General features: G+C 43.0%; 21 protein-coding genes. 13 read left to right on the top strand and 8 right to left on the bottom strand.

Annotated elements, in window-relative coordinates; all coding sequences use genetic code 11:
• Positions 1 to 314 precede the first annotated feature (314 nt).
• On the bottom strand, positions 315 to 911 hold the full coding sequence (gene folE / locus NJD71_RS12705; RefSeq protein ID WP_319052299.1) for a GTP cyclohydrolase I FolE: 597 nt from the start codon (positions 909 to 911) through the stop codon (positions 315 to 317).
• 540 nt (positions 912 to 1,451) lie between these two features.
• On the opposite strand from folE, the gene NJD71_RS12700 reads away from it, so the two are divergent.
• On the top strand, positions 1,452 to 2,261 hold the full coding sequence (locus NJD71_RS12700; RefSeq protein WP_319052298.1) for an enoyl-ACP reductase FabI: 810 nt from the start codon (positions 1,452 to 1,454) through the stop codon (positions 2,259 to 2,261).
• A gap of 483 nt (positions 2,262 to 2,744) precedes the next feature.
• Here NJD71_RS12700 and NJD71_RS12695 read toward each other — a convergent pair whose 3' ends face one another.
• Complete coding sequence (locus NJD71_RS12695) at positions 2,745 to 2,897, bottom strand: hypothetical protein (RefSeq protein WP_319052297.1); 153 nt, start codon at positions 2,895 to 2,897, stop codon at positions 2,745 to 2,747.
• A 386-nt stretch (positions 2,898 to 3,283) separates the two neighbouring features.
• Between NJD71_RS12695 and NJD71_RS12690 the strand changes: the two genes are divergently transcribed.
• The 6 genes from NJD71_RS12690 to hrpA all read left to right on the top strand — a co-directional run bounded on the left by NJD71_RS12690 (position 3,284) and on the right by hrpA (position 12,256).
• Positions 3,284 to 4,705: an SLC13 family permease gene (locus NJD71_RS12690; RefSeq protein WP_319052296.1), complete on the top strand. Its 1,422-nt coding sequence runs from the start codon at positions 3,284 to 3,286 to the stop codon at positions 4,703 to 4,705.
• A gap of 292 nt (positions 4,706 to 4,997) precedes the next feature.
• Positions 4,998 to 6,011 carry an alpha/beta fold hydrolase gene (locus NJD71_RS12685; RefSeq protein ID WP_319052295.1) on the top strand — a complete coding sequence of 338 codons (1,014 nt, stop codon included), beginning with the start codon at positions 4,998 to 5,000 and terminating at the stop codon, positions 6,009 to 6,011.
• A gap of 4 nt (positions 6,012 to 6,015) precedes the next feature.
• Entirely contained in the window at positions 6,016 to 6,798 is a 783-nt protein-coding gene (locus NJD71_RS12680) for a metallophosphoesterase family protein (protein ID WP_319052294.1), read from the top strand.
• A gap of 87 nt (positions 6,799 to 6,885) precedes the next feature.
• The gene (locus tag NJD71_RS12675) at positions 6,886 to 7,479 is read left to right on the top strand and encodes a DUF1543 domain-containing protein (RefSeq protein ID WP_319052293.1); all 594 of its coding nucleotides are present in this window, start codon (positions 6,886 to 6,888) and stop codon (positions 7,477 to 7,479) included.
• 1 nt (position 7,480) lies between these two features.
• Positions 7,481 to 7,810 carry a hypothetical protein gene (locus tag NJD71_RS12670; protein WP_319052292.1) on the top strand — a complete coding sequence of 110 codons (330 nt, stop codon included), beginning with the start codon at positions 7,481 to 7,483 and terminating at the stop codon, positions 7,808 to 7,810.
• Positions 7,811 to 8,113: 303 nt separating this feature from the next.
• Positions 8,114 to 12,256, top strand: coding sequence for an ATP-dependent RNA helicase HrpA (gene hrpA, locus NJD71_RS12665; protein WP_442967685.1), 4,143 nt, complete (start codon positions 8,114 to 8,116; stop codon positions 12,254 to 12,256).
• Positions 12,257 to 12,336: 80 nt separating this feature from the next.
• Here hrpA and NJD71_RS12660 read toward each other — a convergent pair whose 3' ends face one another.
• Together NJD71_RS12660 and NJD71_RS12655 are read right to left on the bottom strand one after the other, a co-directional pair.
• Positions 12,337 to 12,666: a hypothetical protein gene (locus tag NJD71_RS12660; protein WP_319052290.1), complete on the bottom strand. Its 330-nt coding sequence runs from the start codon at positions 12,664 to 12,666 to the stop codon at positions 12,337 to 12,339.
• Between the two features lie 245 nt (positions 12,667 to 12,911).
• The gene (locus NJD71_RS12655) at positions 12,912 to 13,763 is read right to left on the bottom strand and encodes an AraC family transcriptional regulator (RefSeq protein ID WP_319052289.1); all 852 of its coding nucleotides are present in this window, start codon (positions 13,761 to 13,763) and stop codon (positions 12,912 to 12,914) included.
• Between the two features lie 166 nt (positions 13,764 to 13,929).
• Here NJD71_RS12655 and NJD71_RS12650 point away from each other — a divergent pair, with 166 nt between their 5' ends.
• Positions 13,930 to 14,343 carry an organic hydroperoxide resistance protein gene (locus NJD71_RS12650; RefSeq protein WP_319052288.1) on the top strand — a complete coding sequence of 138 codons (414 nt, stop codon included), beginning with the start codon at positions 13,930 to 13,932 and terminating at the stop codon, positions 14,341 to 14,343.
• Between the two features lie 184 nt (positions 14,344 to 14,527).
• Here the strand turns inward: NJD71_RS12650 and NJD71_RS12645 are convergent, their stop codons facing one another.
• Positions 14,528 to 15,445 (bottom strand): DMT family transporter, encoded by a 918-nt coding sequence (locus NJD71_RS12645; RefSeq protein ID WP_319052287.1) that lies wholly within the window; start codon positions 15,443 to 15,445, stop codon positions 14,528 to 14,530.
• A 381-nt stretch (positions 15,446 to 15,826) separates the two neighbouring features.
• Between NJD71_RS12645 and NJD71_RS12640 the strand changes: the two genes are divergently transcribed.
• Positions 15,827 to 16,510, top strand: a complete 684-nt coding sequence (locus tag NJD71_RS12640) for a DUF421 domain-containing protein (protein WP_319052286.1) — start codon at positions 15,827 to 15,829, stop codon at positions 16,508 to 16,510.
• A 124-nt stretch (positions 16,511 to 16,634) separates the two neighbouring features.
• On the opposite strand, the gene NJD71_RS12635 is transcribed toward NJD71_RS12640, so the two are convergent.
• The 3 genes from NJD71_RS12635 to pnuC form a co-directional block, all read right to left on the bottom strand.
• Entirely contained in the window at positions 16,635 to 17,159 is a 525-nt protein-coding gene (locus NJD71_RS12635; protein ID WP_319052285.1) for a TIGR00645 family protein, read from the bottom strand.
• Positions 17,160 to 17,268: 109 nt separating this feature from the next.
• A complete protein-coding gene (locus NJD71_RS12630; RefSeq protein WP_319052284.1) occupies positions 17,269 to 17,844 on the bottom strand; it encodes an ATP-binding protein in 576 nt (191 codons plus the stop codon).
• Complete coding sequence (gene pnuC, locus NJD71_RS12625) at positions 17,816 to 18,526, bottom strand: nicotinamide riboside transporter PnuC (RefSeq protein ID WP_319052283.1); 711 nt, start codon at positions 18,524 to 18,526, stop codon at positions 17,816 to 17,818. The genes NJD71_RS12630 and pnuC overlap by 29 nt, the downstream gene beginning before the upstream one ends.
• 274 nt (positions 18,527 to 18,800) lie before the next feature.
• On the opposite strand from pnuC, the gene NJD71_RS12620 reads away from it, so the two are divergent.
• The 4 genes from NJD71_RS12620 to dnaX form a co-directional block, all read left to right on the top strand.
• Positions 18,801 to 19,946, top strand: a complete 1,146-nt coding sequence (locus tag NJD71_RS12620; RefSeq protein WP_319052282.1) for a beta-ketoacyl-ACP synthase III — start codon at positions 18,801 to 18,803, stop codon at positions 19,944 to 19,946.
• 283 nt (positions 19,947 to 20,229) lie between these two features.
• Positions 20,230 to 21,321, top strand: coding sequence for a peptide chain release factor 1 (prfA, locus tag NJD71_RS12615; RefSeq protein WP_319052281.1), 1,092 nt, complete (start codon positions 20,230 to 20,232; stop codon positions 21,319 to 21,321).
• Positions 21,322 to 21,445: 124 nt separating this feature from the next.
• Positions 21,446 to 22,981 (top strand): lysine--tRNA ligase, encoded by a 1,536-nt coding sequence (lysS, locus tag NJD71_RS12610; protein ID WP_319052280.1) that lies wholly within the window; start codon positions 21,446 to 21,448, stop codon positions 22,979 to 22,981.
• A gap of 158 nt (positions 22,982 to 23,139) precedes the next feature.
• On the top strand, positions 23,140 to 24,630 hold a 1,491-nt coding region (dnaX, locus tag NJD71_RS12605), incomplete at its 3' end, for a DNA polymerase III subunit gamma/tau (protein WP_319052279.1).

Genomic DNA, 24,630 nt, shown 5'->3' with positions numbered 1-24,630 from the left:
AAATCCCATCGAGAAAAAGTGGGCTCAAGTGAAGTTTTTACGCCAAGGTTGGATGGAAAATGACTTATCTAAATTGTTTTATGATATTCATCCAAAACATAACTCTTTTGTAGTGCAGTGACTATAGTGGCGCATTTGGCTTTGCTGATTCAAGGTTTGGTGGACGAGTTGGTGTGTCTTATATATTCGGTCAATAAATACCTTTTATATTGATCAGTCGTAGTCATGGTCTGAGCCTAAATCTTTAACCAAACAAAAAGGACGCTAAATGCGTCCTTTTTGCTATTTATAATAGGTGAAATCATCCACAGCATTTAGAAAGCAGGCTGACGCTTAGGTACAGCGCCCAAAAACTCGTTACGAGCTTGGATATTGTGACTGTATTCACCAAGCATCGCCGTACTACGCGTAGTCGAATGCTGTTTGCTGACGCCGCGCATCATCATGCACATATGTGATGCGTCCATAATGACCGCCACACCGCGGCAGCCAGTGACATCCATGATGGTTTGTGCAATCTGCTCACTCAGGTTTTCTTGTATTTGTAGACGGCGGGCAAACATATCGACAATACGGGCAAACTTTGACAACCCTAATACTTGGCCGTCAGGTAGGTAGCCGATATGAGCGACACCATGGAACGGCAGCATATGATGCTCACACAATGAATAGAACTCAATGTTCTGCACCAGTACTAGCTCACGATTGGTCGATGGAAAAACAGCATCATTGACCACTTCCTCGATGCTTTGATGATAGCCTTGAGTCAAGTGAGCAAAGGCTTTTGCAGCACGTATAGGCGTATCTAGTAAACCCGGACGATCCAAGTCCTCGCCAGTCGATCCAATCAGTTGGCGATAAGATTCGGTACTTTCTTTATAATCTGGAGTTGTTATTGGGGTGTTACTCATAAGTTTGGCAGCCATCCAAAATGTGGGTGTAGCTTAACGCTGAGTCCTATCATGTGAGGACTCTTATAAAAATTGTGCAAGCTGGGAAGGGCTGTGATTATACTCGAAATCTGCTGAACTTCATACTGCTGTGGCGAGCGGTTGAGTCTTTAATCAATAAGGAAGTGTTTGGTACTTAATCGCAACAGTGCAGCGTTAGTATTTGAAGTACGATTTTGACAAACAATAAGCTAAATATTAACGTTCACGCGTTTTATTGTGAGGCGCCAATGCTAAAATGCACTTCAATGACTCGCAAACAGCGTTCGTTGATGACATTGCTTGAATTAATAAATCGCTGTTAGGCATTTTTATTTGATTAGCTGGTTGTATTAGCGAATCTACAGACAAGAATCAAATACAGTTTACGACTGTTTACTTAAATGAATTCGTGTATAATAACTCATCTTTTCATTTGTACTATTTAGTAGTCTCAATATTCTAATTACTCTAAATAAATTTTTATTCTAAATCATCTCGATTGATTCAAAAGGAAATCTTATGCTACTGCAAGGACAACGATTTGTCGTAACTGGCATCGCAAGTAAACTCTCTATCGCTTGGGCTATCGCAGAAGCGTTGCACCGCGAAGGGGCATCACTAATTCTGACTTACCCGAATGACAAAATCAAAAAACGCGTCGATATGGCCGCTGAAAAATTCGAAGCAGATTTGGTGCTAGAGTGTGATGTTGCTTCTGATGACTCAATCGCTGCTTGTTTTGAGCAAGTGACTGCCCACTGGGGTGATGGTATCGATGGCGTCGTACATGCGATTGGTTTTGCGCCGATGGATCAGCTAGACGGCGATTTTGTCAGTGCTACCACACGTGAAGGCAGCCATATTGCGCATGATATCTCAAGCTATAGCTTTGTTGCATTGGCAAAGGCCGCTCGTGAGTTGTTAGCGATGCGCCATGGCTCTATGTTGACCTTGACTTACGAAGGCAGTATTTCAGTGTTGCCAAACTACAACGTCATGGGTATGGCAAAAGCCAGTCTCGAAGCTAGCGTGCGTTACTTAGCGACGTCTATGGGCGGTGAAGGTATTCGTGTGAATGCAATATCAGCTGGTCCTATCCGTACGCTTGCGGCTAGCGGTATCAAGTCATTCCGCAAAATGCTTGATGTCAGCGAAAAGATTGCACCACTGCAACGCAATATCACCCAGACCGAAGTAGGTAATGCAGCATTATTCTTACTATCGCCGTGGGCATCTGGTATCACGGGCGAGATTATGTTTGTAGATGCAGGGTTTAATACCGTTGCTATCAGCGAACAGCTGATGATGCTTGATGAACCAGCAAAGTAATGGATTACACACTGTTTGTGAGTGAGAGTCATGTCTGTTCACTCAGCAGCGTGACTAGCATGCATAACGGTTGTTAAAATAATTCGTTCAGTGATATAAAAAGACAGCCGATAGGTTGTCTTTTTTGCTTATACTATCATTGTTGTTCGCTAGGCCACGCAGTTGTGTTGTCGACTGACTCCCGCACCATCTTATTATTAAGGTAGCATCGGATTCTTATACTATTATCGGGTATTGTTTTTTTGGTGCTAGTCTAGTAGGGTGTGATTTACTAATGTTGACTGTGATCCTCTGGTCGTTCTGACCACAGTCGTAGGACAACAAAGCTTGTGCAAAAATCAGTTTTTATATCTCTGTTAAAAAACGGTCAACATTAAAAAAGCGCTTATCAAAATGATAAACGCTTATTATGTTTACTGTTTGTGTTACATAAGCAAGCGACTATATTTAGAATTGGCCTGCCCTAAAACACTATTCTTTGTCTTACTCTTTGTGGTCTTCGTGTTCATGCATACCTTGCATCATATCGAGCATAGAATCATCAGTACGTTGCTGATCTTCTTTGGCTAAGCCATCTTGGTTGATGTCCTTTGGTGCCATTTTAGTCGTTGCATCGGTTTTATTTGAGTCTGTCATAAAGTGCTCCAGTTTATTTTTATTTGGTTTCCAATAGGAAAACTTACGCCAAGCCTGTACCAGTTATGACGTAGGTAATGTTTAACTCATCTAGTATGAAAGACCAATGCTACGTTGTACATATAAAATATACGCTTGTTTAGTGACGATGTGTAACCAACCATTAGTGCCAATTTTAGACAGAATACGTTACCAGAGGTAACCGCTTTAATTATTATCTATATTAGATATAGATAATAATTAAAAATATATATTAGTAGCATGTGTAGGGAATTTTACCTTAATTAAAGTTTGCATTTAAGGTAATGAGAAGAGAGTCGCTAGTAAGAAAAATGCGTCTTTATATTGGGTTTTTTATACCGTCTTTGATTCAATAAGGACATTTTATGTCAGAGCAAAAACTGGACAGCCATCTGCCTAATGATGGCAATGAATATTTATTTACCGATAGTTTTCCAAAGGGTACGGGTAAGGGGTTGATCGTTGTCGCCATTGCGGCGATTATTGCAATGGTTATCTACAATGTATTGCCATTCGATATCAATGCAAATAAGGGTCTTGCCGTACTGTTTTTTATTGGAGCGTTATGGCTCACAGAAGCTGTGCACGTCACTATTACAGCGCTGCTAGTAGTCGTGGTAGGCGCATTGGTTGGTATACCAGATTTCGATGCTGAGATTGGGTTGCAGAGCTTTGCTAGTCCCACTATTTATCTGTTTTTTGGTGGCTTTGCATTGGCAGCCGCGTTACACGTACAGCAGCTAGACAAAAAAATAGCCCTCAAGATTTTATCGATGTCCGGTGGCAAGCTCAGTACCGCTGTATTTTTGATATTTGGTGTGACTGCGTTCTTATCCATGTGGATATCGAACACAGCTACAGCAGCGATGATGCTACCGCTAGCTTTAGGTATTTTGACACAGGTCGATCGTGAAAAAGACCGAGGAACGTTTGTCTTTGTATTGTTAGGTATTGCTTACTCAGCTAGCCTTGGCGGACTGGGTACAATTGTCGGCTCCCCGCCGAATGCGATTGCGGCAAAAGCGCTAGATATTGCATTTGTTGATTGGATGAAGTTTGGTATCCCTATGATGCTGGTACTGCTACCGCTATTACTGGGTGCCATGTATGTATTCTTAAAACCCAATCTCAATCGCAAAGTCGTGCTCGCCGAAGATGAGCCCATTGCTTGGAATAAGCCACGTATCGCCACTATTATTGTCTTCATCATCACGGCACTGAGCTGGATTTTTTCTAAGAAAATTGGGGCCGCTTTCGATATTACGGATACGGATGCCATTATTGCACTGGCAGCCGCGGTGGCAGTGGTGAGTTTAGGACTGGTGTCTTGGAAACAAGTATCAGACAATACCGATTGGGGTGTGCTCATGCTGTTCGGTGGCGGGATTGCGCTATCGACTATCTTAAAAGTATCAGGTGCGTCATTGGTGCTGGGTGAGACTGTGGCAAGTGCACTGTCTGCTGCACCGCTGTTGGTTGTCATGATAGCGGTATCTGCATTCATTATTTTCTTGACGGAGTTTGCTTCCAATACGGCATCGGCGGCGCTCCTAGTACCTGTATTTGCAGCGATTGCAGAGCAAATGGGCTTACCACATGAAGTGCTGGTATTGGTCATTGGTATCGGTGCGTCGTGTGCCTTTATGCTGCCAGTTGCCACGCCGCCAAATGCTATTGTATTCGGTACTGGTTTAATTAAGCAGACAGAGATGGTGCGCACTGGTATTATATTGAATATTATTGCGACTGTTATCATTGGCTTCTGGGCATATTTTTTCTTGCTATAGTTAAGTAGCCAAAAACCCAGTCATATGTACTGGTGAGAAATCAAACCCGATGTTTAAGGCCGACTTAAGCATCGGGTTTTTTTATGACTTGTTATGCTACATAACGCTAAACTACTATAATTTGCTCTTATACCCATAGTGAGTAGCAGTTGGATAAACATGATGATGTACGTCAGTTGTTGTCGCTGCTGCTCGCGACCGAGCGTCAATCAACTTCTAGGGCTATACCCAAAAATAATACTTAGAAAAAACAGCATATCCTAATGTCATACTATTAAATGGACTTGATCACATGACACAGTATTTATTAAAAATAACGATCTTTCTTATCTTGGCTATAGTTGTTGTGCTAGTGGCACTCATAGCATTGTATTGGGCACCAGACCGTACTGTCACTGAGCTAAAGCGCTGGCAGCTACCCAACAGTGAATTTATAGACATACAAGGTACGCAGGCACATGTGACGCAATCCGGTATATGTCATGCAAACCGTAGAACAGCATCAATAGACGCAGGGGCTGATAACTCTCCTGATACCACTTCTACTAGCACCATTGTTTTGTTACATGGAACATCAGCAAGCTTGCATACGTGGAGTGGCTGGACAGAGGCGCTTTCTAATCAATACTGTGTTGTGAGTATGGATTTACCAGGATTTGGTCTAACAGGTCCTTATATTGACCAAAGCATACAATATAGCAGTGAGCGTTATGCTGAATTTGTCATCCAAGTGCTCGATCGCTTGGATATAGATCGTGTCATTCTAGCAGGCAATTCGTTGGGCGGTAAAATTGCTTGGCGTACCGCAGCCTTGTATCCTGATCGCATAGAACAGCTTATATTAGTGGATTCAGTGGGTTATCCAGCAGTACCCAAACATATTCCTATTGGCTTTAAGGTTGCAGGCTATCCTGCAATAGCGCCTATTTTAAATTATATCTTGCCCAGAAGTGTCGTCGAAAAAAGCGTCGTGAGCGTGTATGCAGATGAGAGTAAGGTCGACGATGACTTAGTTGATAGATACTATGAATTGACACTACGCCAAGGCAATCGGCAAGCCTTGACTCGTCGTCTAAAAGAAACCGATAGTGATAGTCATCAAGAACAAATCAAGCAGTTGGATATACCGACATTGATATTATGGGGTGCAAAAGATAACCTCATACCTGTAGAAAACGCGGCATTATTTCACAGGGATATACGTAACAGTCAGCTTGTGGTGTTTGATGATTTGGGTCATGTACCGCATGAAGAAAATCCGATAGCAACTGTTGATGTTGTGAAGCAATTTTTGATGAATGAGTAGAGACATGAACAAGATAATAAAAACAACAACCATCGCTGCGATTTCAGACATTCATAGTAATGTCTTTGCTTTGGAGGCAGTGCTTGCTGATATCAAACAACGCGGTGCTGATCAGATCGTAAATCTTGGTGATATTTTATATGGGCCAATAGCGCCTCAGGCTACCTATGAGCTGTTAATGGAACATCAAGAAGACATTATTACTATACGAGGTAATCAGGATAGGCAGATTTATGAAGCAACGACAGCAGAAATTGTTAGCAATTCAACGTTGAGTTTTATTGTCACAGAATTATCTAAAGATGCGATTGAATGGATGCGGTTTTTGCCGTTCGATTATCATTTAAGTAAGGATGTCTACCTATGCCACGGCTCACCAACCGATGACATGACGTATTTACTAGAAGATATTAAAACAGGGCAGCCAGTAGTACGTGATGATGCCTCTATTTCATCACTGCTTGATGGTGTCGATAGTGCGGTCATTGTCTGTGGTCATACCCATATTCCACGAACAGTAGTATTATCATCAGGTCAAACAGTTATTAATTGTGGTAGCGTCGGTTACCCCGCTTACGAAGATGATTTGCCTATCATCCATAAAATGCAGACCTATTCACCTTATGCTAACTATGCTCTTATAACATCCATTGATACTCAACAAGGTAAACGTTGGCAAACTGAGCATATCAAGGTGGCTTATGATCATAAAAAAGCAGCTACACTGGCCTCTAAAAATGGACGCGAAGACTGGGCGTTTGCTTTAAATACTGGGCGAGTATTGTAGTGTGGAAGACTCAGCATTATTGCTAGCTGAAATGACTAAAGCCACCAACCATGATCTACCATTAAATTATTATAAGGACGGTGTTACATGCTCACTCTATATATGGTTCAACTTGGTGGTCGTCCCAAAGGGCGTCTGATAGAGCAGCACGACATGTTTTTTGGTGTCGCCAATCAGGTCAGTGGACTGGTAGCAGATATCAACCAACATTGGCCAGAGGTCAAAAATAAATGGCATATTGATTCGTATCGAGCGATTACTAAGGTTGATGGTTACACGATCAAACTGCTTGAGTCAGGTGAGCAAATCAGTACAGAGGCCGACCTAAAGCTGTTCTTTATCAATTTGGGCGGTTATCAACGGGGCAGTTTTGAAGAGTTTCATTATAAATTGCTTGTTGTCGCCACCAGCCAGGCACAAGCGATTAAACAGGCTAAACAAAGCGACTTTTATAAACAGTTCACCTTCACAGATATCGATTCACCTCTCGATGCCGCCTCTCATATCGATGATAAGTTTGAAGTGGATATAGATGATATCTATAACGTGAATGATCTGCTCTCAAATGTTCAGCTGTTGATCGAGCCTATCGCTGAGATAGGGGAGGACAATATTGAGATTGGAGAAGATAAAGAGTATGTGGGATACTTGAGTATCAAGAATCTAAGGAAGTTATCATAACATGTCTTTAAATATGTACTACAAAAGCGGTCTAATCCGCAAAGCGCGCTGCCAGATATCGGATGACCTACTGCCCATACTTTATCAAATTCATGATAACGCAAAATTTCCACGATTGACGTGGCTAATTGACAACCTTTATGAAAACCCGCAGATTCGTCCTGACGTAGCGAGAGAGTTGGCTAATGAGATGTTGGGGTTTGAAAAATTAATACTGTCGCTACATCTTCCTTTTCCTAGACTGTCATTACAAAAAATACATGCCTTTTTCGAGGGTGCTGCTACCAGTCAACAGATTATTTATACTAAAGCCTATCCCAATAGTGATTAATGTTACTAGCTGAGCCTTCTCTGCGGCTTTAAGTATGTGCAATCTAATGTTTATATCCATGCTATCTCAGCTACGTGCGTCGATACTTTTATCACAGCTAAGACAGGCGTTCTATCGCGCATAGTTATAGTGTGAATTTCAGGTGTGTAATCAATACAGGACTCACTTGAATCGCCTGCTATTTGCCTCCATAATCTAATCACTTATTAATAATAAATAGCCTAAGCAAATATGCCAGATACTTCCGAGAAAAACAATTTAAGCACTCCTAGTACAAATGAAATTGAAGATACAAAAAGAGCGGTGGAACCATTAGCCGACCTACCTGTACTTGCTAAAGATAATTACTATTTAAACCGTCTTGAACGGGAGCTGACGCGTGCCGCCGTGTCTAAAAATAAAAAATCCAATCATGATTCTGAGCAAAAAAACAATCAAGACGATGTGCTGACTAAGAAGCGTGCCCAATACGATAAGATAAAAACGCGCTCTCAAGCAGCAGTACAAGCCCGCATCGACAGTATTCCAAGCGACTTGCCCGCTAAGTTAAATCTTGATCTGCCTGTTAGTCAACGTGCAGAAGATCTGGTACAAGCCATCATCGACAATCAAGTCATTATCGTGGCGGGTGAGACAGGTTCTGGTAAAACAACGCAATTACCTAAGCTTGCCATGCTGGCAGGACGCGGTATTACTGGACAGATAGGGCACACGCAGCCAAGACGCTTGGCCGCGCGTAGCGTCGCAAACCGTATTGCAGAAGAGCTCGGAGAGCAGCTAGGCAATACGGTCAGTTTCAAGATTCGTTTCAACGAGCAAGGATCAGCGCAATCTGTAGTCAAGCTAATGACTGATGGTATTTTGCTCGCTGAGCTGGGTCATGATCGTTTTTTGAGTAAATACGATACGATTATCATTGATGAAGCACATGAGCGTAGCTTAAATATCGACTTTATCATGGGTTATCTCAAAAAGATGCTACCCAAACGTCCAGATTTAAAAGTAATTATTACCTCAGCAACCCTTGATACCAAGCGTTTTAGTGAATACTTTAGCCGTTATGACGCCAAGCTCAAACGGCAAGTCCCTGCGCCTATCTTCAACGTTGAAGGACGCAGCTTTCCAGTAGAGGTGCGCTATCGTCCGTTGACCGATGAGCCAGTAAATAGCTCAGAAGACGACAGCTATGATGATTTTGAAGAAAATCTACCGCGTGCGGTGGTTGCTGCTGTTGAGGAGTGTTTTAGCGACGCGCAGAATAAAGGCCATGCCGATCAGGCTGATATCTTGATATTTGCCGCGACTGAAGCAGAAATTCGTGAAATGCAAGAAGTGCTTGAGCGCCATGGTCCACGTCATACCGAAGTGTTGCCACTGTTTGCACGGCAGACGTATGAAGAGCAGCAGCGTATCTTTCAGCCAACAGGTCGCGGTCGCCGTATCGTTATCGCGACCAACGTCGCCGAGACAGCATTGACTGTACCAGGTATTCGCTATGTGATTGACTTGGGTTTTGCGCGTATTTCGCGTTATTCGTATCGCTCACGTGTGCAGCGTTTACCGATTGAAGCGATTTCGCAAGCGGCAGCCAACCAGCGTAAGGGGCGTTGTGGCCGTGTCGCTCCAGGGGTTTGTATTCGTCTTTATTCTGAAGAGGACTTTAGTGGTCGTCCTGAATTTACTGAGCCTGAGATTTTACGTACCAATCTAGCTTCTGTGATATTGCAGATGGCAAACCTACGCTTAGGTAGTGTCGACAACTTTGATTTTATTGAGCCGCCTGATAGTCGATTGGTCACTGATGGTCACAAGCTGCTTGATGAGCTGGGTGCCATTACGTCCAAACAAGACACTACGCAAGATAAAAACAAATCATCAAAGCGTCAAAAAGGGCTCGATCATCTTCGCCTAACAGCAACAGGTCAGAAAATGGCACGTATGCCAATTGATCCAAGGCTGGCACGTATGCTAGTGGCTGGTTCTGACTTTGATTGTATTCGTGAGATGCTAATCGTGGTGGCAGCGCTTGCGGTACAAGATCCACGTGAGCGTCCTGCCAATAAGCGCACGCAAGCCGATCAAAAACATGCGGTATTTCGTCAAGACGACTCTGATTTTTTATTCTATCTAAGTCTGTGGAAGGCACTGTTTGAAAAGGACGAAGACGGCAATAAACTGTCCGGTAATCAGCGTAAGCAGTTTGCAAAAAAGAACTATCTAAGTTTCCCTCGTGTACGCGAATGGCACCAGACGCATCGTCAATTGGTACAAATGGTCACTGAGCTTAAGTTAACCGATGTCAATGACTCACAAACATCGGATAAAAATGTTGCCAAGAATGACCCAACAGCGATCGAAGACGAAGCGTTAAAAGCTGTCAAATATGCCAATTTGCATAGAGCCTTATTGACAGGTTTGTTGTCTATTATCGCGCACAAAACTGAAAGTCGCGGTGAGTATTTGGCGGCGCGCCAGCAAAAAGCCAAAATATTCCCAGCCAGTACGGTATTTAAACAGATACCACCTTGGGTGATGGCGTTTGAGATGGTCGAAACCTCCCAAGTGTTTATGCGTACCGTTGCCAAAATTGAACCCGAATGGATCACCTCGGCGGCAGGAGACCTACTCAAATATCATTACTTTGAGCCGCATTGGTCCAAAAAGACAGGACGAGTCAAAGCGTACGCGCAGATTAGTTTATTTGGCTTGATTATTATCAGTAAGCAGCTCACCAATTACGAGCAAGTAAACTTGGTCGAGTCACGAGAGATATTCATTCGTGATGGTCTGGTGACTGGTAATTTCGGTCGCAATGCGCCATTTTTACAGCATAATATGGACAAAGTTGCTCATGTTGAGCGCATCGAAGACAAGCTACGTCGCCGTGATTTATTGGTTGATGAAGAAACGCTCTATCAGTTCTATGACAAAAAGATTCCTGAGTATGTTGCCAGCCGCAAAACATTTGAAGACTGGCGGGCAGAGGTAGAGAAAAACGACAACAAGTATCTGTTTTTTACTGACGAGGATGTACTCACTAGCCAAGCACCAACCACGGGCGACTTCCCAGAAGTATGGAAGCTGGGTGATCTAAAACTGCCGCTGCGTTATATCTTTGATCCAGCAAGCGATGATGATGGCGTGACCATACGCGTACCGCTTGCCGCATTACCACAGCTCGACGCGATTGAATTGCTATGGGGTGTGCCAGGATGGCGCTATGAGTTGGTGCTACAGTTGCTCAAATCATTACCAAAAGATATCCGTCGCCAGATCGTCCCGATACCTGATACCGCAGATAGCCTATTTGACGAGTTGCAGCAACAAGGCGGGCAAGGGTTATTAAAACAACTGTGCCAAGCGCTCAATCGCCGCGGTATCATGTCTGTGACGCCGGAGAGTTTTAGCCCCTCTACGATTGATCGTTATTTGCAACCACAAATTTGTGTGGTTGATGACAAGAACCGTATCATTGAAAAAGGTCGTGATCTGCAAACGTTGCAGATTCGCCATGCTTCCGAGACTAGCCAAGCGGTTAATGAGCAACAAGGTGCGCATACTGACTTCCCTGAACATTTTGCCTTTAGCAAAAACCATCATAGCGCAGGCGTGGTCATGAAGCAGTTTGCTGCGCTCGTTGCTGATGAGGCAGGAGAGGCAGTATCCATCCACCAGTACACCGATGTCAATGCAGCACTACAAGCGCATCGTATCGGCTTATTAACCTTGATCAAAGGGAAGCTTGGTGCGAAGAAAAAACAGCTGACCAGTCAAGTAGATAAAATATTCAAACTGGCATTTGCACCGCTGGGTGATATGGAAAAACTAAAAACAATCGTTATTGATGCCACATTGGATGCCGCACTCGAAGAGCACTATGTCCTGTTTGACCATAGCGAAAACCTACCAGAGAGCGCTGATGATATCGCAGTGGGTCTGAGTGAAGAGCTGCCATTTACCCCTGAAGAATATGCACAGACGCTCGAAGTTGTGCTGAGTAATTTCTTATTGACAGGTCAAAGCGTTATCAAGACGCTCAAAAATGTCTATACGCGCTGGCAGCGCATTCGCCAGGGGCTACTGATGCTAGACCGTGAGGTGTTTGGAGAGTCTATCGACGATATTGAAGATCAATTAGAAGACTTACATTTGGCTGATTTTGTTTACCGTATGGATTATAGCCATTGGCAACAGTATCCGCGTTATCTTGAAGCGCTAGAGATTCGCCTTGAGCGTTTAGAGCACAATTTAGACGCCGATCTTGATGGTGTCTACGCGCTAGACTTGCATATGGAACGATTAGCAGGACGTGCGGACAAGGAAGCCATCAGTGAGTATCGCTGGATGGTGGAGGAGTATCGGATCCAGCTATTTGCTCAGCCGATGAAAACCCGTATGGCGGTATCACCCAAACGTCTTAGCAAAATGTGGGATAAGGTAAGCTAGCATAGAGTATCTTTATATATTAAACCCAAAAAGAGGACTAGATTAGTCATTACTAATCTAGCCCTCTTTTTTAGTAGTATTTAATGACTGATTCTTTCTGTCAGTACTCCCATGCTATAGAGCATAAACGCAATGGCGGTAAATGCCACGATAAATGGTGTCAGTATCCAAATCACCACATTGATTAGGATGGATGGGAGTAAACCATTAAATAGCTCGATATCTGGGGTAAAAAAATCTGTCATTACATCCACTGCACGTTTGGCAATGGGGAAGAGTAGTGTGCTTAGGGCTAACATGTATAGATATTTACTAAAGCCGGGGTCACTCATGACAACCAAGAAGTAAAACACTGAAAAATAAGTGATACCTAGTGCCCAGCATTTGAGAGTGTAGCTTAAACGAATCATGTCATTTCCTCCCCAGCATATCTATTAATGAACGTAGATTTATCTACGTCTATATATTCTTTTATTTGAATATATACTATATGTTATAATACGAATATAAAGGCAAGTCAAACAATTTTTCCATATATTTAAAATACGCCATAAATTATTTAATTTAAAAACGTTTTTTTGAAGAAGGGGCTGAAAGATACGATATAAAATAGCCTAAGCAAAGAAAGTTAAGCTGTTAAAGAATAAAATAATAACTACAAATCACTGCTCGGATTCACACCGAACAGTCGCTTATATTCTCGGCTAAACTGGCTAGGGCTTTCATAACCTACTTGCATGGCGATCTGTGATATTTGTGCTCCGTGCCTCTTAATCAGACGCCTTGCCTCCATCAACCGCAGGTTTTTTTGATATTGCAATGGGCTTAATTGGGTTATCTCTTTAAAGTGCTGATGAAACCCCGAGACGCTCATACCGCATCGACTGGCGAGATGCTCGACCATGATAGGTTGATTTAAATGTGCCTTTATCCAGTCAGTAGCTTGGGCGATGCGATGTGTATGACTGCCATCGACGACCAATTGCCTAAGCTTGTTTCCTTGTTCTGCTGAGAGTAGGCGATAGTATATCTCCTGCTGAATCAAAGATGCCAAAAACCCAATGCCATTTGGATAATCAAGCAAATTTATCAACCGTTCAAACGCCGCCATTATCGTATCGTCTAACTGCCATTTTATGCCTGAGTGACCGCTTACTATTGTTTGGTTAGCAGGTATTCGCGCTAAAATATCTCTAATCATCGCTAGGTCTAGTTTCATGGATAAGACAATGACAGGGTTTTCGATAGAAGCGTGTTTGATATGCATGCTAAGCGGGATATTGACTGGGCAAAACATCAGATTGCTATTATCAAACCTTTGGCAGTCTGCTCCTAAATAAATCTCTCGCTCGCCTTGTAAGACAATACATATACTTGGCTCTTGTATATAGCTGACAGCTTTGCTTGACCTATCAGCACAATAGAAGAACAATCCTGCCACGGCTGATTCGATGGTTTTGTTTTTGGGTAGTACTCTGAGTAGTTGATCTATCGTTGTCTGATTCATCATCATTGCTTGTTTTAGGTTGTTGCCTGATAGTATGAAAATTTATAGGATTAGGCAAGAGTTATAGAGGTCTGTTCTAACGCCTATAAGCAGACGTCACTATAATAGTCTTATCGCAACAGTGTAAGCACGATCTCTAATAATATGAAACAAGGAGTTATTGATTATGAAAATATTTTATAAAACTCGCGCGACAGCTACTGGTGGACGTTCTGGTCATACTGGACTAGACGATGGCTCATTGGGTTTTGATTTGGTTTCTTTTCAAGAGCAAGGCAAAGAAGGCGTCAATCCAGAACAGCTTTTTGCTATGGGTTATGCAGCTTGTTTTGATAGCGCTTTGAGCATGACTGCGCAGCATATGAAACTGCCTATTACCTCTTCGAAGACTTCTGCGCAAGTAGGTATCGGTATGAAAGCAGATGGTAGTTACAACTTGGACGTAGAGTTGTATGTTGAAGTGTCAGGTATCGACGAAGCGCAGGCGCAGCAGCTGATTGAAGCCACGCATCAGGTATGTCCATACTCTAATGCAACGCGCGGCAACGTTGAGACCCGCTTAGAAGTTACTGTTGTCTAACGGTGTTCTATGTTGGCTCTAACTGGCCTCTAGTAGCCATTTGGCAAAAGTAATAGCTCATATAAAAACCGCCCCGATTTATACAAATCGGGGCGGTTTTATACTATCTAGTAGAACAGAATAGTAGCATGAACCTTTTGTCACAAGCCAAGCTAGTGAAAGATTATCATAAGTACTCACCTTACTAGGTTGGGGCTCTTTTATTTAAAATAAAGACTAAGACGGCTCCTAAAATCACGACGCTTGCAATAATAAATGGTATGGTGAGCTGCTCAGACAAAAATACCACACCCAGCACCGCTGCAATCACAGGTACACACAGCTGAACGATAGCCGCTTGTGTGTTCTTTAATAGTGGCATTGCGCTATACCAGATACTGTAACCTACACCAGAAGCTATCGCTCCTGAGGCACAGGCCAGCAGTATCCCTTCACTTGTAATGTTTTGAATATCAATATTTGCTAAACCCATATCGTCCAAATACATCATACCTATTATCAGTAATATGGGAGTGGCTACCAAACTTCGTACAAAGTTAAACCCCGTCGCTCGCAGTGGTGAGACACATGACTTGCCGCGTATGCTGTATACTCCCCAAGCTACACCGCTCATCGCCATCAGTGCTGCAGCCAATGGTGAGGGGATAGCGGCTGATGGCAGCATTAGATAGACAAACCCTGCTACGGCCATGACAAATGCTAGCCACTGCAATGTACTCAGTGTCTCTTTTTGGTAGATGCCCCAGCCAATCATCGTAAGCTGTACTGCTGAAAACAAGATCAATGCACCAGTGCCCGTATCAAGCTCTACATAAGCAATCGAGAAGCATAGCGCGTAAACAACTAAGCTGATACTACTGAGCCAGCTGCCTTTATCATTCAAAATCGCATCAGTAATGGCGCTGTCAGTCGTGCGAGAGTGACGTTTTAGACGGTAAGCGTGAATCGCCATAATAAAAACTAAGCACACAGCCGCACTTAGTAGGCGAATAATCGTAAAGCTCCAAGCGTCGATATAACCCTCTGCCAATGCCATTCGGCAAAAAAGAGAGTTTGCGGCAAAGGCAATTAACGCAATGATGGTATAAATAGTGGCTTTCAAAGATGATTCCTAAAATGAGTAAGTGTGTCTAAATAGACAAGCATTGTGTTTTGTTTTTATCTTAATTTTTGGCCTATAGTCTTGATTTCTAGTTTTTGGTTTTAACTTCTAGCTTTGATTTCTTAGGTATGTCGCTATAACGATAGCTTATTTATTAGTAGAAGTAATAATGAGAAAGATAAAAATTAGAGCGACAGTAGATTCATAAGGTTAGATATTTTGTCGTACTTGTGACAAAAAATCTTTGTTAAATGAGAATAACGATAGTTGTATTAACGATAAGGTTTGGAGTATAGAGGTAATCTATTTCGCATCAAATGAACCATTAGCAAGACAACCATTAAACACAATAAACCAGATAAATAAATAGGAAGCAGTAGTATGGATTGGGCAAGTATTTTTATTCATGACACCACTTGGTTGTTTGCCGTTGAAATTTTAATACGTGTCACTGTCATGTTTGTATTGATTATTACGTTCTTGCGATTCACAGGCAAGCGCGGCGTTCGTCAGCTCTCTATCTTTGAGCTGACCATTATTCTATCGCTAGGCTCTATTGCAGGCGATCCCATGTTCACCGAAGATCTGCCTATTATTCAGGCGGTATTGATCATGGGTACGGTCATCTCCCTCTACAGGTTTTGTACTTGGGCAATGATGAAGTTCCAGCCTTTTGAAGACCTGTTGGAGGGAAGATCACTTTATATTGTAGAAAATGGCATGTTGGTACTTGATAAGATCAAAAAAGGCGAGATGTCACATGATGAGTTTTTTGCTGAGATGCGCCAGCAAGGGGTCGAACATTTGGGTCAAGTGCGTACCGGTCTGCTCGAAGCCGATGGGAATTTCAGTATTTTATTACACACTGCTGAAAAAACAGATTACGGTATGCCATTGTTCCCTAAACAGTATCAGGCAGTCGAAGAAACAGAGGTAAATACTTACTATGCCTGTATGTATTGCGGTTATGTCAATAAAATACCTGACCCTGATCATTGTTGCCCGCGATGCGAAGACAATTGTAGAAACTGGGCTAAGGCATTAAATAACAAAATCGTCAAATAATGAGTATACCGTGCTGTCTTATATACAATGATGTAAGACAGCACAATAGATTATGACTCTAAAGCCAGGTAGCTCAGAAACTAAGTTGCTCCTGTAAGTGTGTTCCTTGTAAGTGTTCTAAGTATCAGTGCTTTTTGGTATCGCCTACCACTTTATCCATAACAGCAAATAATAAGCCTGACAATACAAAGGTCATGTGAATGATCACTTTCCACATCAGCTTATCAGCATCGAGCTCACTCATTCCGCTAGAGATATCCATAAAAGATTTCAGAAGATCGATTGCCGAGATCGCGACGATAGCTCCGATGACTTTGAGCTTTAAACCAGAAAAATCTACTTTCCCCATCCAGCTAGGACGATCGTCATGAGCACCAGTGTCAATTTTTGAGACAAAAATCTCGTAGCCACTAAATATAATGATGAGTAATAAACTGGCGACTAACGAGATATCAACTAATATCAATATATCTACAATCACACTGGCTTCGGAGGCTATAAGTATATCGGCAAACATATGCCACAGTTTTTGAACAAACTTAACAAATAGTAAAACGATGCCTAGTACCAATCCCAGATAAAAAGGTGCCAGTATCCAGCGGCTGTTGAATATTGTTTTTTCTAAGTACAGCTCAAACTTCTTTAGCATGGATATCTCTTAAGTTTTAAAAAACAAATGATATTAATGGTGGGTAAAATACAACCTGTTTTTAGTCGTGTAATTTTTAGTCATGACACGTAGTGCCTACTCTATGTGTCTATGTATCTATGTGAGTAAGCTGCGCTACTACTTGCTGAACGCGCTGCTCCCTATTCCCGCCAACGCGCTGGAATGGCTTTTTATACTTGTTGAGTTGACTGGCAAAGTAGGCATTTATCTCATCACGTTGGTGCGGGCTGTCACGTAAGTCATCAGCGACCCACGGTATATCTACATCAGTCAATAGTATCAAATCATAGTGATGTGCCAATGCCGCCTGCTCAAGGGCCGTAGGGCAGTCGCCATAGTACCAATAAGAATAAGTCATCAGCTCAAACAGGCTGGTATCGCAAAACAAGTAACGGTTTTTATTAGGGGTTTGGGCGACTTGTTTGGCTAAGGTGTTCTCCCGTTTTATCTGTCCTTGTGCGATAGGCAGTAGATCCTCCCACGTACATGTCAGCTGCTCATTATCCCATTTTGCTTGTAAGTAGGTGCGCATGTATTCTGATACCCATACACTGTCGAAATGCGCTGCCAAATCACGACATAGGGTCGTCTTACCTGTGCTTTCTGCGCCTAGTACAGCGACGTTGATGACAGATTTAGGCGTATGCTGCTCGAGGTTGTACACGGTAGCGTCGTTGCCATTCATAATATGCCCAGATTGCGATGAGAGTGAAGACTACATACTGTAGTGCGGTAAAAGTGAAGCCTTTATAAAAGTATAGCGGTACCGATATCGCATCCGCGATAATCCATAGTATCCAATGCTCAATTTTGCGCCGTGCCATGAGCCACATCGCCATAAGAAACAAAGCCGTAGTGAGCATGTCAGTATAGTCGACCCAAGTAAATAGATGCATGCCAAGTACTGCACCGTCGAAGCTAAAACCGTTATTGATCACTGGGCGGAAATAATAAACCAATCCTACAAAAGCTATCGTTCCTGCTGCCAAAGCGATAAGTATAGGAATATCCTTTGCGTGCAAATGCTCAATACGGACGCGATTGGCGTCTGATTGCTTGTGTTCAATAGACTGGTTTTTCTTGTTCTTTGACCAGTTGATCCAGCCATACAAGCTCATTACGGTATAGTAAGCATTGATGAACATATCGCCAAACAATTGCCATTTCCACAGTAGGTACACGAATATAGCAGTGCTAACCAATCCAATAGGAAAGACGAGGATATTGGTTTTGCTGGCAAGTAAGACACTAGCTACACCAAAGACAACGGCAATCAATTCAAGCATAATAAACGTTGTAGAGTAGTCGGCGTATTGGCCAAATAACCAGTTGAAAAGTTCTACCATTAGCATTCCTAGATATGAGTGTATAGCGATATGTATGGTGTTTAGAATAGAATGGCGCTAATTATAACGTAGCTATTACGAAATGAAGTCAGTCTTTGCTTATTTATGGCAAGAAACAGATTATTTGTAACAAAGTATTAGAAAAATTATAATATTCAGGCATAATAAACACACTGATTTTAAGTTTACAGTTATTCACTGAATTTGAATGGCTATTATTTTTTCACTTTTATGCTTATTCCAAGCACTATAGTAGTAGACAAGGAAGCTTATCATGACGACTTGTATCACAGGCACAGGCCTGTATATCCCACCTTATAGCATTAGTAACGAAGAGCTAGTAGAGTCATTCAACCAGTATGTTGAAAACTATAATACCGAACATGCTGACGAGATAGCAGCAGAGACTGTGACCGCACTTGAGCCTTCTTCAGCCGCTTTTATTGAAAAAGTATCTGGTATCAAATCACGTTATGTGATGGAAAAAGACGGTATCTTAAATACTGAAATCATGGCACCAGTTATCCCATACCGTAATTTGGGCGAAGAGCTATCAGTGATGGCTGAAATGGGTGCAGCAGCACTCAGAGACGCTTTGGCTGATGCAGGACTTGAAGCCAATGACTTAGACGGTATCATCCTTGCTTGCTCAAATTTCCAGCGTACTTATCCTGCGGTTGCTATCGAAATTCAGAATGAGATCGGCATGGTTGGTGGTTTTGCATACGATATGAACGTTGCGTGTAGTGCGGCAACTTTTGGTCTATCACAAGCCCACGGCTCTATTATTTCAGGTTTGGCCAAGCGTATTGCTGTGGTCAACGTTGAGATCACCTCAGCGCATCTAAACTGGCGCAACCGTGACAGCCATTTTATCTTTGGTGATGTAGCGACTGCCTCTATCGTAGAAGAGCTTGATACGCCAAAAGGGTACGAGATTCTAAACGCTAAGCTATTTACGCAGTTTTCGACCAACATCAAAAACGAATATGGCTTTATGGATCGCTCAGAATACCTAGCGGCACAGACAGAGATGTATCCAGATATCAAAGCACCGGTCACTGACAAGCTATTTTTGCAAAACGGTCGCAAAGTATTCCGTGAAGTTTGCCCGAAAGTTTCTGAAATTATCACTGAGCACTTGCAAGAAAACGATATCCCAACATCTGATGTTAAGATGATGTGGTTACATCAAGCCAATGCCAATATGTTGGATTTGATCTTACGTACTGTCGTCGGTAAAGATGCAGATAAATCAATTGCACCAAGTGTGATTGCTGAATTTGCCAATACCAGCTCAGCGAGCCCTATGATTGTATTCCATCGCCACAAAGATGATCTATCATCAGGTGATTTGGGTGTTATCTGCTCATTCGGTGCAGGTTACTCTATCGGGTCAGTACTGGTGCGTAAAGTTTAATGCCTTAGTTTATTACTAAGGTTTAATACTAAGTGACCAGTAATTAGTACTAAGTAACTAGCAACTAGACAAAAAATAGCCAAGAATGTTCTTGGCTATTTTTTTGGCTATCATTTTTGCCATTGAAATTAGGTCCTGATATCTAAATATAAAGAGAGATGTTTAGAAAGATAACATCAAGATTATTGAGAATATCGACAAGAATGACCAGAGGTTTTAATTTAACCCAAAAAATTTGCTATAATCACGCTCTTATTCCCCTCATTTAAATAAAAGTCCTTTTATGAAAGAATCCTTACGCCTGCGTTTAGACCAGATGGTAGACCGTTATGAAGAGGTCACCGCCTTGTTATCAGATCCTAGTGTCATTAGTGATAATAATAAATTCCGTGAATTGTCTGTCGAACATAGCGACTTGATGGACATCACGACGTTATGGCAGAACTATCTGGGTGCAGAAACGGATCAGGCTGATGCAGAAGCAATGCTGGCCGATGCGACAGATCCTGACATGAAAGAGATGATGCAAGATGAAATTGAGATGGCACGTGATACCATCGTAGAGATGGAAGAAGCCCTCAATGTGATGATGCTACCAAAAGATCCAAATGATAAAGTACCTGCATTCTTGGAGATTCGTGCAGGGACTGGCGGCGATGAGGCAGCGATCTTCTCTGGTGATCTGTTCCGCATGTACCAAAAATATGCACAGACCCAAGGCTGGAGACTAGAAGTGCTCTCTGCAAACGAAGGTGAGCATGGTGGTTATAAAGAGATTATCACTCGTGTATCTGGCAATAGTGTATATGGTCGCCTAAAGTTTGAATCGGGTGCTCACCGCGTACAGCGTGTTCCTGAAACTGAGAGCCAAGGTCGCGTGCATACCTCAGCTTGTACGGTTGCCGTCATGCCAGAGGTTGAGATTGATGATACCGTTGATATCAATCCTGCTGATATCAAGATGGATACTTTTCGCTCAAGTGGGGCGGGTGGTCAGCACGTGAACACCACTGACTCAGCCGTACGTTTGACGCATATTCCAACCGGTACCGTGGTAGAGTGTCAGCAAGAGCGTAGCCAGCACAAAAACCGTGCGCATGCTATGAAAATGCTAGTCTCTAAAATCCAGCAAGCCAAAGTACAAGCACAGGTCGATGTGGCGGACTCCATACGTCGTGACTTGGTCGGTAGTGGCGACCGCTCAGAGCGTATTCGTACTTATAACTTTCCACAAGGGCGCATGACCGATCACCGTATCAACCTGACCTTATACAAGCTCGACTCTATTATGGAAGGCGACTTGGATGAGACTCTAGATGCGTTGTTGCGTGAGCATCAGGCTGATCTGATGGCCAGTATTGGCGGCGGTGAATAGTAGCCAATTCTATGTAATATTGGCACTATTATACCCTTGTATAATAGTGCCTGCTTTTATAATAATAAGTATTGATTTCTGTTTTCGTTTATCCATTTAATTATCTAATAATATTGAGAGTGTCATGTCAAAGCACAATAATCAGAACCAAGACCAAACCCCAACTGTAGAAGATACTAACGAGCTAATCGCACAACTGCAAGCCAAGCTAGACGATATCAGTGCTTCAGGAAAACAGCCGTATCCGAATACATTCAAACGCACTGATTATGCGCAAGACTTACAAGCCGCTTTTGATGGTGTGTCAAAGCAAGAGATCGAAGAGAAAGCTGCGAATGGCGAAAAGACACAGGTAAATGTAGCAGGTCGAGTCATGCTCAACCGTGGCTCATTTATCGTGATTCAAGATATGTCAGGTCGTATTCAGCTATATGTGGCACGTAAAGAGCTTGATGAAGAAACGCGTGCAAGCATTAAGTCTCTAGATTTGGGTGACATCGTTGGGGTGTCAGGCTATATCGGTCGTTCAGGTAAGGGTGATCTGTATGTGCACATCGAAGAGATTACGTTACTGACCAAATCGCTACGTCCGATGCCAAACAAATTCCATGGTTTAGCTGACGTAGAAGCGCGCTATCGCAATCGTCATCTTGACTTGATGACCAACGAGAGCACTCGCGATACCTTTATGATTCGCAGTCAGATCGTCAGCGGTATTCGTCAATTTATGCTGAATGAGCGTTTTATGGAAGTTGAAACGCCAATGATGCATCCGATTCCAGGTGGTGCGGTAGCTCGTCCCTTTGAGACGCACCACAATGCTCTAGATATGCCTTTGTATTTGCGTATTGCGCCTGAGCTTTATCTCAAGCGCTTGGTCGTTGGTGGCTTTGAGCGTGTATTTGAGATCAACCGCAGTTTCCGTAATGAAGGGGTCTCAACCCGTCACAACCCTGAATTTACCATGATTGAGTTTTATCAAGCCTACGCTGACTATCATGATCTAATGGATTTGACTGAGCGTATGTTTAATCAGTTAGCAAATGATGTGTTGGGCACAACAGAGCTGACTTATCAAGAAGAAGCCATTAGCCTAAAAGCACCGTTTGCTCGTCTATCTATGTCTGATGCGATTGCAAAGTATGCAGAAAACTTTGACATGGCACGTATCAATGATCGTGAATACCTAGCAGAGTACGCATCAACGACGCTGAAACAACAAGTAAAAGATGTGTTTGGTGTGGGTAAACTACAAACGATTATTTTTGAAGAAACGGCTGAGCATCAACTGCGTCAACCAACCTTTATTACTGAGTATCCAGCTGAGACCTCACCACTCGCGCGCCGTAGTGATGACAATCCTGAGATTACTGATCGTTTTGAGCTGTTTGTTGGTGGTCGTGAGCTCGCTAATGGTTTTAGTGAGCTCAATGATCCAGCAGACCAAGCCGAGCGTTTCCGTGGTCAAGTTGCCGAAAAAGACGCAGGCGATGACGAAGCCATGCATTTTGACGAAGAGTACATCGAAGCATTGTCATACGGTTTGCCGCCGACAGCAGGTGAAGGTATTGGTATCGACCGCTTAGTAATGCTGTTTACTGACTCAGCTAGTATCCGTGATGTGATCTTGTTCCCGCATATGCGCCGCAAAAATGATTAATGTTTAATTAGTCGTTAACCAAAGTCGCTTATTGAATGCGGCTCAGTCATAATCAAACTTGTGAGAAGCCAGACGAATGCGCTGGCTTTTTGCTATAATAAATACCGAAAAATCGTATTAAGAATAAGAATATTAACCACTTGGCACAATGGATAGCTATGTCGCAGCAATATCAAGTTTTAGCCCGCAAATATCGACCCAAGAACTTTCATGAGTTGATTGGGCAGACGCATGTCTCGCAGGCGCTGATTAATGCAATTGATTATAATCGTCTGCATCATGCTTATTTATTTACTGGTACGCGCGGTGTGGGTAAGACGACGATTGCGCGTATTTTATCTAAATGCTTGAACTGTGATACTGGTATTACGAGCACACCGTGCGGGGTATGCGACAACTGCGTCGCTATCGATCAGGGGCGTTTTATTGATCTTATTGAGATTGACGCGGCTTCCCGTACCAAGGTCGAGGACACGCGTGAGCTGTTAGACAACGTGCCTTACGCGCCAAGCCAAGGGCGTTATAAAGTCTATCTGATTGATGAAGTGCATATGCTGTCGACGCATAGTTTCAATGCACTTCTCAAAACGTTAGAAGAGCCGCCTGAACACGTAAAGTTCTTGCTGGCAACGACTGACCCACAAAAACTGCCGATTACGATTATCTCGCGCTGCTTGCAGTTTGTGCTACGCCCACTACCGCAGGTGTTACTTAGCGAGCACTTGGCAAATATTTTGACCAAAGAGCAGGTTGACTACACGCAGCCGGCCATTTGGCAATTAGCAAGCGCTGCCAAAGGCTCTGTGCGCGATGCTTTGTCACTGACAGATCAGGCGATTGCTTTTGGTCAAGGGTCACTGGATGATGCGACTGTCAATGCCATGCTCGGTCTCATTGATGCGGCTGACCTCATCAGCTTGATCACAGATATTTATTATCATGATAAATCAGCCGTTGCCGCACATATCGAGCAAATGCGCGCGCAGATGGTAGATGCGACCAGCATGTTTGATGGGTTGGCTGAGCTGCTACATCAGTTGGCATTGACTCAGCTGTTGCCTGAGGTCGCTCTCAATGTTAATGAGGCGCAAGCAAAAGATATTTGTACGCTAGCTCAGCATATCAGCCCTGATGTCTTGCAGCTGTATTATGAGATTGTTGTGCAAGCACGTGAAGGCGTCAAGCTTGCTAGTACCCCTATGCAAGCGCTTGAGATGTGCATTTTGCGCTTACTAGCGTTTCGTCCTTTGCCGGTCGATGAAGTACTAAGTAACACCTATGATGGTGAGGTATCTACTACCAGCATACCAGTTACAGAGTCGCCTGATTCAACGTCGTCTTCAGAAATAACATCTTCGGATGCCATGACGCATGGCGCATCAGAACCATTACAGCCTTACGAGATTGATGATCAAGGGCACAGTTATGATGAGCAGCAAAGTAGCACTCATGATAACGAGAATTTTCGCTCTGAGTATATTAGTGACCAAGAGTACAACTTAGTACAGTCAGCTGTCAGTACTGAGCCTGAACCTGTTGTTGAGCCTGAACCTGTTGTTGAGCCTGAACCTGTTGTTGAGCCTGAACCTGTTGTTGAGCCTGAACCTGTTGTTGAGCCTGAACCTGTTGTTGAGCCTGAACCTGTTGTT

The organism is Psychrobacter sp. PP-21, assembly GCF_033790785.1.
In the GTDB taxonomy this organism is placed as follows: Bacteria; Pseudomonadota; Gammaproteobacteria; order Pseudomonadales; family Moraxellaceae; genus Psychrobacter.
This window is presented reverse-complemented; position numbering and strand designations above follow the sequence as displayed.

Coding starts and splice junctions, on each gene's coding strand:
- folE (WP_319052299.1), bottom strand. CDS start 911: ATGAGTAACACCCCAATAACAACTCCAGATTATAAAGAAAGTACCGAA.
- NJD71_RS12680 (WP_319052294.1), top strand. CDS start 6,016: ATGAACAAGATAATAAAAACAACAACCATCGCTGCGATTTCAGACATT.
- pnuC (WP_319052283.1), bottom strand. CDS start 18,526: ATGGTAGAACTTTTCAACTGGTTATTTGGCCAATACGCCGACTACTCT.
- NJD71_RS12690 (WP_319052296.1), top strand. CDS start 3,284: ATGTCAGAGCAAAAACTGGACAGCCATCTGCCTAATGATGGCAATGAA.
- NJD71_RS12695 (WP_319052297.1), bottom strand. CDS start 2,897: ATGACAGACTCAAATAAAACCGATGCAACGACTAAAATGGCACCAAAG.
- lysS (WP_319052280.1), top strand. CDS start 21,446: ATGTCAAAGCACAATAATCAGAACCAAGACCAAACCCCAACTGTAGAA.
- NJD71_RS12620 (WP_319052282.1), top strand. CDS start 18,801: ATGACGACTTGTATCACAGGCACAGGCCTGTATATCCCACCTTATAGC.
- prfA (WP_319052281.1), top strand. CDS start 20,230: ATGAAAGAATCCTTACGCCTGCGTTTAGACCAGATGGTAGACCGTTAT.
- NJD71_RS12640 (WP_319052286.1), top strand. CDS start 15,827: ATGGATTGGGCAAGTATTTTTATTCATGACACCACTTGGTTGTTTGCC.
- NJD71_RS12675 (WP_319052293.1), top strand. CDS start 6,886: ATGCTCACTCTATATATGGTTCAACTTGGTGGTCGTCCCAAAGGGCGT.
- NJD71_RS12655 (WP_319052289.1), bottom strand. CDS start 13,763: ATGAATCAGACAACGATAGATCAACTACTCAGAGTACTACCCAAAAAC.
- NJD71_RS12700 (WP_319052298.1), top strand. CDS start 1,452: ATGCTACTGCAAGGACAACGATTTGTCGTAACTGGCATCGCAAGTAAA.
- NJD71_RS12685 (WP_319052295.1), top strand. CDS start 4,998: ATGACACAGTATTTATTAAAAATAACGATCTTTCTTATCTTGGCTATA.
- NJD71_RS12635 (WP_319052285.1), bottom strand. CDS start 17,159: ATGCTAAAGAAGTTTGAGCTGTACTTAGAAAAAACAATATTCAACAGC.
- NJD71_RS12660 (WP_319052290.1), bottom strand. CDS start 12,666: ATGATTCGTTTAAGCTACACTCTCAAATGCTGGGCACTAGGTATCACT.
- NJD71_RS12650 (WP_319052288.1), top strand. CDS start 13,930: ATGAAAATATTTTATAAAACTCGCGCGACAGCTACTGGTGGACGTTCT.
- NJD71_RS12670 (WP_319052292.1), top strand. CDS start 7,481: ATGTCTTTAAATATGTACTACAAAAGCGGTCTAATCCGCAAAGCGCGC.